The organism is Croceicoccus pelagius, assembly GCF_001661915.1.
Classification (GTDB): Bacteria; Pseudomonadota; Alphaproteobacteria; order Sphingomonadales; family Sphingomonadaceae; genus Croceicoccus; species Croceicoccus pelagius.
Window position 1 is genome coordinate 20,245 of the sequence record NZ_LYWY01000028.1, and the last position, 7,290, is coordinate 27,534.

A 7,290-nucleotide genomic window follows, 5' to 3' on the forward strand; every position below is an offset into this window, starting at 1 on the left:
TGAAGGGAGAATCGTGATGGCTACGCAGTTGAAAAGTACAGAAAACGAATACGGCATAAAGTCCGAGTACGGCCATTATATCGGCGGCGAGTGGATTGCCGGGGACAGCGGCAAGACCATCGATCTGCTCAATCCCTCGACCGGCAAGGTGCTGACCAAGATTCAGGCCGGCAACGCCAAGGATATCGAACGCGCGATTGCCGCCGCCAAGGCGGCGTTTCCCAAATGGTCGCAGAGCCTGCCCGGGGAGCGCCAGGAGATCCTGATCGAGGTTGCGCGTCGTCTGAAGGCACGCCATTCGCACTATGCCACCCTCGAAACGCTCAACAACGGCAAGCCGATGCGCGAATCGATGTATTTCGATATGCCGCAGGCGATCGGGCAGTTTGAGCTGTTCGCCGGTGCCGCCTATGGCCTGCATGGCCAGACGCTCGATTATCCCGACGCGATCGGCATCGTCCACCGCGAACCGCTCGGCGTCTGCGCGCAGATTATCCCATGGAACGTGCCGATGTTGATGATGGCGTGCAAGATCGCGCCCGCGCTGGCCTCGGGCAACACTGTCGTTCTGAAGCCGGCCGAAACGGTCTGCCTTTCGGTGATTGAATTCTTCGTGGAAATGGCTGATCTGTTGCCGCCGGGTGTGATCAATGTCGTCACCGGCTATGGCGCGGACGTGGGCGAGGCGCTGGTCACCAGCCCCGATGTCGCCAAGGTGGCCTTCACCGGGTCAGTAGCGACTGCGCGCCGGATTATCCAGTACGCCTCGGCCAACATCATCCCGCAGACGCTCGAACTCGGCGGCAAGTCTGCACATATCGTTTGCGGCGATGCCGACATCGACGCGGCGGTGGAAAGCGCGACCATGTCGACCGTGCTCAACAAGGGCGAAGTGTGCCTGGCCGGTTCGCGCCTGTTCCTGCACCAGTCGATCCAGGACGAGTTCCTGGCCAAGTTCAAGACCGCGCTGGAAGGGATCCGACAGGGGGATCCGCTCGACATGGCGACCCAGCTGGGTGCCCAGGCATCGAAGATGCAATTCGACAAGGTTGAAAGCTACCTGCGCCTCGCGACCGAGGAAGGGGCCGAAGTCCTGACCGGCGGCAGCCGCTCGGAAGCCACCAATCTGGCGGATGGCAACTTCATCAAGCCGACGGTGTTCACCAACGTCAAGAACACCATGCGTATCGCGCAGGAAGAGATCTTCGGTCCGGTCACCAGTGTCATTACCTGGAACGACGAAGCCGACATGATGCAGCAGGCCAATGCCACCACCTACGGCCTGGCCGGCGGCGTGTGGACCAAGGATCTTGCCCGCGCCCACCGGATCGCGCGCCAGCTCGAAACCGGCACGGTCTGGATCAACCGCTACTACAACCTGAAGGCCAACATGCCGCTGGGCGGTTACAAGCAGAGCGGCTTCGGGCGTGAATTCAGCCATGAAGTGCTGAACCACTACACCCAGACAAAGTCGGTCGTGGTCAACCTTCAGGAAGGCCGCACCGGAATGTTCGATCAGTGATCGGGAACCCGCGATCTTCGGGAGGAACGATGTGACTGCAAGGCTTGAAGGACAAGTGGCGCTGCTGACCGGCGGCGCCACCGGGATCGGTGAGGCGGTCGTCGCGCGCTTTATCGAAGAAGGTGCCAAGGTTGGCGTCCTGGTCAGGGATGCCGCCCAGGCCGACTTGGTGCGTAAGCGGCATGGCGCGGCAGTTGTCGTGGTTGAGGGTGATGTCCGAAACTACGCCGACAACGAACGGGCGGTCGCGGCGACCGTGGATGCCTTCGGCAAGCTCGACGTGTTTGTCGGCAATGTCGGCATCTGGGATTACATGACCCCGCTAGCGGACATGGATCCGGACAAGCTCTCCGAAACGCTGGACGAGATCTTTGGGGTCAACGTCAAGGGCTACTTCTTTGGTGCCCGAGCCGCGATCCCTGAACTCAGGAAGACCAAGGGCAGCATCATCTTCACGGCCTCGACCTCGAGCTTCTATACCGGCGGCGGTGGCACGCCCTATGTGGCATCGAAGCACGCGGTCCTTGGTCTGATCCGCCAGCTGGCATGGGAACTTACCCCCGATGTCAGGGTCAACGGCGTGGCTCCGGGCGGCACCCGGACACCCCTCGGCGGCACCAAGGCGGGCGGAACGGCCGATGTCCACATGGAGGACATGGAAGGGCTCGACGCGATGATTGCCGGGATGACGCCGCTCGCGCGGATCGCCGAACCGGATGATCACACAGGGCTCTATGTCTTGCTCGCCTCGCGTCGGGACTCGGCCTACATGACAGGAACGGTTTTGCTCAGCGATGGTGGCATGGGCATTGGCAAACGCCCCGGAAGCTGAAGCGGCTTAGATCTCTCCACCCTTGGCGGGTGCTCGATTCGTCGAGCGCCCGTCTTTTTTTTTACGTGCGATTGCTGCGATCAAGAAAGCGGTCGGCCGAAATGACCGAACGTGAGAGGCCGGCGGCGAGCAATTGCGCTTCGGCAAAGTCGATCATCGCCGGTGGGCCACACAGATAGGCTTCGTGCGCCGCCAGGTCTGCAACGTCCGCAATCTGCTCGGTGATCAGCCCACGCGCTCCTGCCCAGTCGCTGTCTGGCTCTTCATCCGACAAGGCCGGGAAGAATTCGAAAGGGGCCATCCAGCGTTGACGAAGGGCCGCAATTTTGTCGAGGGCATAGAGATTGGACTGACGGCGCGCACCGTACAGCAGGTGCACCGCCCGGTCTGCGCCCCGGTCAAGCGCCTGCTCCAGAATCGAGATTATCGGCGCTAGACCACTACCCCCTGCGATGCAAAGAATGGGGGCAGTGCTGTCCTTGAGGGCGAATTGCCCATAGGGGGCGGTAACCTTCAGCTCCATTCCGGTGCGATCGGTGCAGAACAGCCAGTCGGTAAATGCGCCGCCCGGAACGTGCCGGATGTGAAAATGCAGTTGCTGGGTGGGTTCGCCAACCGTCGCGAAGGCGAAAGAATAACTGCGTGCACCTTCGATGCCGGGAGCGGTCAGATCAGCGTATTGTCCGGGAGTGAAGGCCAGTGGCCGATCCAGTTCGATGGTCAGCCCGATGATATCCTCGCACAGCCGTTGTGCAGCGACGATGGTGCCGCGATATGTAGCAATGGCGATCCCTTGCGAGAGTGGCGCATCAACCGCGATTGTCAGATCCGAGCGCGGAATGGCCTGGCAGGCGAGGCGAAAGCCGCTGCGCAGTTCGTCGCCCTCAAGTGCAAGGGCCGACGGGCTCAATTCGCCGATCTTGCCAGACACGAGCTTGAACTTGCAGGTACCGCACGAGCCGACCTTGCAATCGTGCGGCATGGCCAAACCCGCGTCCAGCATCGCTTCAAGAAGTGTCTTGCCCGCCGGTATGTCTAGCGTGGTCGGCGATCCTTCCACGGTTACGGTGTTCATCTTGGATTTGCGCAGGAAAGAAAACATTGTCGGGTTTGTCCGAAATGGGCGGGCGGAATCCGCAGTTGCGGATTGTCGCCCGAATGAGGGTGGACGATTGGCCTGGCGTTCAAGTGCTGGCCAGCCAGCGCGGCCAACCAGCCTGTGCGTTGGCCTGATCCGCCAGCTTGCGTTCGCCGGGGGTGGCGAAACGTTCGTCCCAGTCCTTGAGGCGCGGTTGCGCGATGAAGCGGAACCAGACCGGCGGGATCAGTCCGGCGGCGAAGCACAGGAACAGTGAGGGCATCTGCGGTGCCTGCGGTTCGGGCTTCAGCGCATAGAAGGGGATATGCCCGTCAAGGTGATGGTTGATGTGGTTTGTGATTTCCGCACCGATCGGCCGGACGATCGCTCCGAGATGGTTCCAGGCGTGATGGAGCTCGATCGGCGCCCCTTCGACCCGGATCAGGCCATAGTGCTGGAAATAATTGAACCCTTCCACGAACATCTTTGCCAAAAGCATGGCACCGATGGCAGTCAACGCAGCGGCAAGCCCCGCCGTCAGACCCACATAGGCGACAATGCCGCCCGAAAGCAGCGGAAACAACCACATCACATTCCGCCAACCGAGCCGAGGATGGCCCAGCTTGCCGAGGATTTCGACCGTCTTCTCCCATGAGTCCTTGTAAGAACCCCAGGTCGCCTGGAACACGAAGCTGTAGATGGTCTGCCCGCGCCGAGGGGTATCGCTTTCCTTTGCCGTGTCGAGATGTACGTGGTGGGTGACGATATGGGCGATATCGCGATTGGGGTCGCCGTAGAATGCACTCAGACACTTGGCGACATAGCGGGCGAACCAGTGGCGGCGGTGCATCAGCTCGTGCGCTACCGGCAGGGTCGGCACCGCCGAGAGCCAGCCCAGGCTGAGCAGCGATCCGGCCAGTTGCCAGCTTGAATTGTCGGCGCCGGTGATCGGGTTGATCGCGGTCGCAACCGATCGGGCAAAGGCCCAGACGAGCAGGATCATCAGGGGCAGTTGCAGGTACATCGCGATGTCACCGAGCATGGCGGCGCCCTTCGCGCGGACTTTGTGATCGGGCGGCAGCAGCAGGTCCAGAGCCATTAGAACCGGGAATGTAGCCGCGCCCAGCCAGACGTAGCTACCGCCGAGCATGAATCCGATAACGCCCGCCAAGGTCATGACTGGGATGAGAAAATAGCGTAGTCCGTCCTTCGGATTTCTCCCGAGTTATTTTGCTCTGGCCTTGACCGTCGAGGCAAGGGTGAGGGCGGCGGCGGTGCGCCGCCCTCGGGTATAGGGTCTTAGTATTTGTAGGCGAGCTTCAGGAACCACTCGCGCGGACGCGAGAAGCTTGCGGTGGCGGCGCCGCCGATGTCGAGATCGACGTACCCGCCTTGGATGTATCGTTTATCGGTCAAGTTGGTGACGCCGCCAGTCACGGTGAAGTGATCGCTCTTCTCGGTGAACGAAACACTGGCGCCGAACACGCTATATGCTGGCTGAAACAATTGCGGGCTATTTACCGCATCCTTAAAGGTGTCGCTTTGATACGACCAGTCACCACGAAGCGTCAGTTTGCCGGCTTGCCCTTCATAGACATCCGCATTGATAGCTGCCGAAGCTGCCCATTTGGGTACGAAAGCAAATTTCGAATCCGTGGTGACGGGGGCGGCTGATAAGTCGATGTCGGTGTAATAGGCATCCAGATAACCTACACCAAAGGTCAACTGAACCTGATCGATTGGAGCCGCTTCGCCCTCGACCTCAAATCCCTTGATCCGGCCGGCACCGGCGTTGCGAACCTTCGGAGCGATCCCTTCGTTCACAGTGATCTGCATGTCGCTGTAATCGGAAAGGAACGCCGCGATGTTCAGGCGCAGGCGCCGGTTGAACAGTTCGTTCTTCAGGCCGATTTCGTAGGATTCGACGAATTCCGGCGTGAACGAGGGGGTCGCGATTTCAGCCGGGAAGATGCGCTGGCTGAACCCGCCGTTCTTGAAGCCTTTCGAATAGGACGCATAGATCAGCGAATTGTCGGTTATCTTGTAGTCCGCCGAGATCGCCGGGGTCCACTCCTTGGCCTTGGCCGAAACCTCGATGGCCGGCATCGTGTGGTTGCCGCCCGGGTTGGTCGCCGAAGGCGTGCAGTTCGGTAGCGGGAAACCGGCCAGCGGGCCTGACGGGAACAGGTTGGCCGCCGGGTTTGCCTGTCCGACGAGGCACTGGCTGAACGCGACGAATGCGCCCTGCGGATAGACCGATGCCAGCACTGGATCGAGTTGCGAGCGGTCGTTGAAGATCGTCTGCACAGACGGGTCGAACCGCTTGGTCTCGTTAGTGTAGCGGATGCCCGGCGTGATCGAGAACCGGTCGGTCAAATTGAAGGTGGCCTTCAGGTATGAGGCATAGCTGTCGTTGTCGATGTCGCCGCCACTAAAGAACTGGGCAAACCCGAATTCCATCGGGGTGTAGTCAGTGCCCTTTTCCTTGAGATAATAGCCGCCCAGAACGAACTTCACCCGGCCAGCCATCAGGCTTCCGGTAAACTGCAGTTCCTGCGAGGCCTGCCACACATCGATATCGCTCGCGATCCGCAGGATCGTATGCGGAGTGCCGTCGAAATCGTATTCCATGTGCGAAGTCTGGTCGCGGTAGGCCGAAATCGACTTCAGGCTGAAATCGCCGAAATCGTAATCGAGCGTGAGGTTGGTGCCCCATAGATCGAAGTCCGACCGGTTGACGCCGCCAGCCCAGGTGGTGTCGATGTCGCCAGTGATCCAGCGGGTGCTGGCGCAGGCCGGGTTGCCGGTCGGCGCAAGGGTACCCGGAACGCCAAACCCGCCCCAAGGTGCTCCGCAGCTGCCATCGGTGACGCGGATCTTGTTCCAAAAATACATCGAGCTGGGCGCGGCGATCTGGCGGTTGGTGCCCCCAGGGGGGCGCTGTTGGGAATCTCCACAAAACGCAACGGAACCGGCTGGTCTCGCAGTTCGATCAATGAGATAGCCGTTTGTTCCTCGCGCCGGATATTGATATCCCCGCTCAGGTTGACGGTCAGCTTGTCGGTCGGCTCCCACTTGAACGCAATGCGTCCGCCGAAGCTGTCCTTGTTGCCCTGGCGGCCGCCGTCGAACAAACGCTTCTGGTAGCCGTCGCGGGTTTCATAGGAAGCAACCGCGCGCATTGCGAGAGTGTCGCTCAGCGGCACGTTGATTATGCCCTTGAAATCGGCGCGGTTGAACCGGCCGGTCGCCGCTTCGAGCTTCATGTCGAAATCGTACTGCGGTTCGACGGAATTGACGACGATCGCGCCGCCGATGGTGTTCTTGCCGAACAGTGTGCCCTGCGGCCCGCGCAGGACCTGGACGCTCGCAATGTCGGCCATGTCGAGCAGCGCGCCAACCGAGCGGGCGACATAGACGCCATCGACATAGACGCCCACGCCCGGGTCGACGGTGATATTGAAATCGGTCTGGCCCACGCCGCGGATGAACGAGGTGATCGTGGCGCTGGAACCCGAGAGATTGGCGACCGGCGAGATGTTTACGTTCGGCGCGAATTTTGCGACTTCGGCCACGTTGGTGACCTGGCGTTCCTCGAGCATTCCGCCGGTCAACGCGGTGATCGCGACCGGCGTTTCCTGCAGGTTCTCGGCCCGCTTGCGCGCAGTCACGATGATCTCTTCGAGGCCGCCGGTCTGTTGCTCCTCAGCCTGAGGCTCACTTGTTGCGGCGTCCTGCGCATGCGCCGCCATCGGTGCGAGCCCGATTGATCCGACGATCGCCGAGGCGCTGGTGCGCAGGACGACCTTCCGGAAATTGAACGATTGGTTTGTCATTGGCGTCATTCTCCCTCTTGTT

Annotated in this window: 6 protein-coding genes; 2 read left to right on the forward strand and 4 right to left on the reverse strand. The window is 60.9% G+C overall.

Annotated elements, in window-relative coordinates:
• Positions 1–16 precede the first annotated feature (16 nt).
• Together A9D15_RS05020 and hcaB are read left to right on the forward strand one after the other, a co-directional pair.
• The gene (locus tag A9D15_RS05020; RefSeq protein WP_066762522.1) at positions 17–1,522 is read left to right on the forward strand and encodes an aldehyde dehydrogenase family protein; all 1,506 of its coding nucleotides are present in this window, start codon (positions 17–19) and stop codon (positions 1,520–1,522) included.
• A gap of 31 nt (positions 1,523–1,553) precedes the next feature.
• Positions 1,554–2,354: a 3-(cis-5,6-dihydroxycyclohexa-1,3-dien-1-yl)propanoate dehydrogenase gene (hcaB, locus tag A9D15_RS05025; RefSeq protein ID WP_066762525.1), complete on the forward strand. Its 801-nt coding sequence runs from the start codon at positions 1,554–1,556 to the stop codon at positions 2,352–2,354.
• Between the two features lie 61 nt (positions 2,355–2,415).
• Here the strand turns inward: hcaB and A9D15_RS05030 are convergent, their stop codons facing one another.
• From A9D15_RS05030 to A9D15_RS16905, 4 genes are all read right to left on the reverse strand, one after another.
• Positions 2,416–3,429: a 2Fe-2S iron-sulfur cluster-binding protein gene (locus A9D15_RS05030; protein WP_244881971.1), complete on the reverse strand. Its 1,014-nt coding sequence runs from the start codon at positions 3,427–3,429 to the stop codon at positions 2,416–2,418.
• Positions 3,430–3,538: 109 nt separating this feature from the next.
• Complete coding sequence (locus tag A9D15_RS05035; RefSeq protein ID WP_066762532.1) at positions 3,539–4,609, reverse strand: alkane 1-monooxygenase; 1,071 nt, start codon at positions 4,607–4,609, stop codon at positions 3,539–3,541.
• 122 nt (positions 4,610–4,731) lie between these two features.
• Entirely contained in the window at positions 4,732–6,207 is a 1,476-nt protein-coding gene (locus A9D15_RS16900; RefSeq protein ID WP_244881972.1) for a TonB-dependent receptor, read from the reverse strand.
• Positions 6,099–7,268 carry a TonB-dependent receptor plug domain-containing protein gene (locus A9D15_RS16905; RefSeq protein ID WP_240530250.1) on the reverse strand — a complete coding sequence of 390 codons (1,170 nt, stop codon included), beginning with the start codon at positions 7,266–7,268 and terminating at the stop codon, positions 6,099–6,101. The genes A9D15_RS16900 and A9D15_RS16905 overlap by 109 nt, the downstream gene beginning before the upstream one ends.
• Positions 7,269–7,290 lie beyond the last annotated feature (22 nt).

Bases quoted from the DNA above. Each gene is read 5' to 3' on its own strand.
- A9D15_RS16905 (WP_240530250.1), bottom strand. From the start codon at position 7,268: ATGACAAACCAATCGTTCAATTTCCGGAAGGTCGTCCTGCGCACCAGC.
- A9D15_RS05030 (WP_244881971.1), bottom strand. From the start codon at position 3,429: ATGAACACCGTAACCGTGGAAGGATCGCCGACCACGCTAGACATACCG.
- A9D15_RS05020 (WP_066762522.1), top strand. From the start codon at position 17: ATGGCTACGCAGTTGAAAAGTACAGAAAACGAATACGGCATAAAGTCC.
- A9D15_RS05035 (WP_066762532.1), bottom strand. From the start codon at position 4,609: ATGACCTTGGCGGGCGTTATCGGATTCATGCTCGGCGGTAGCTACGTC.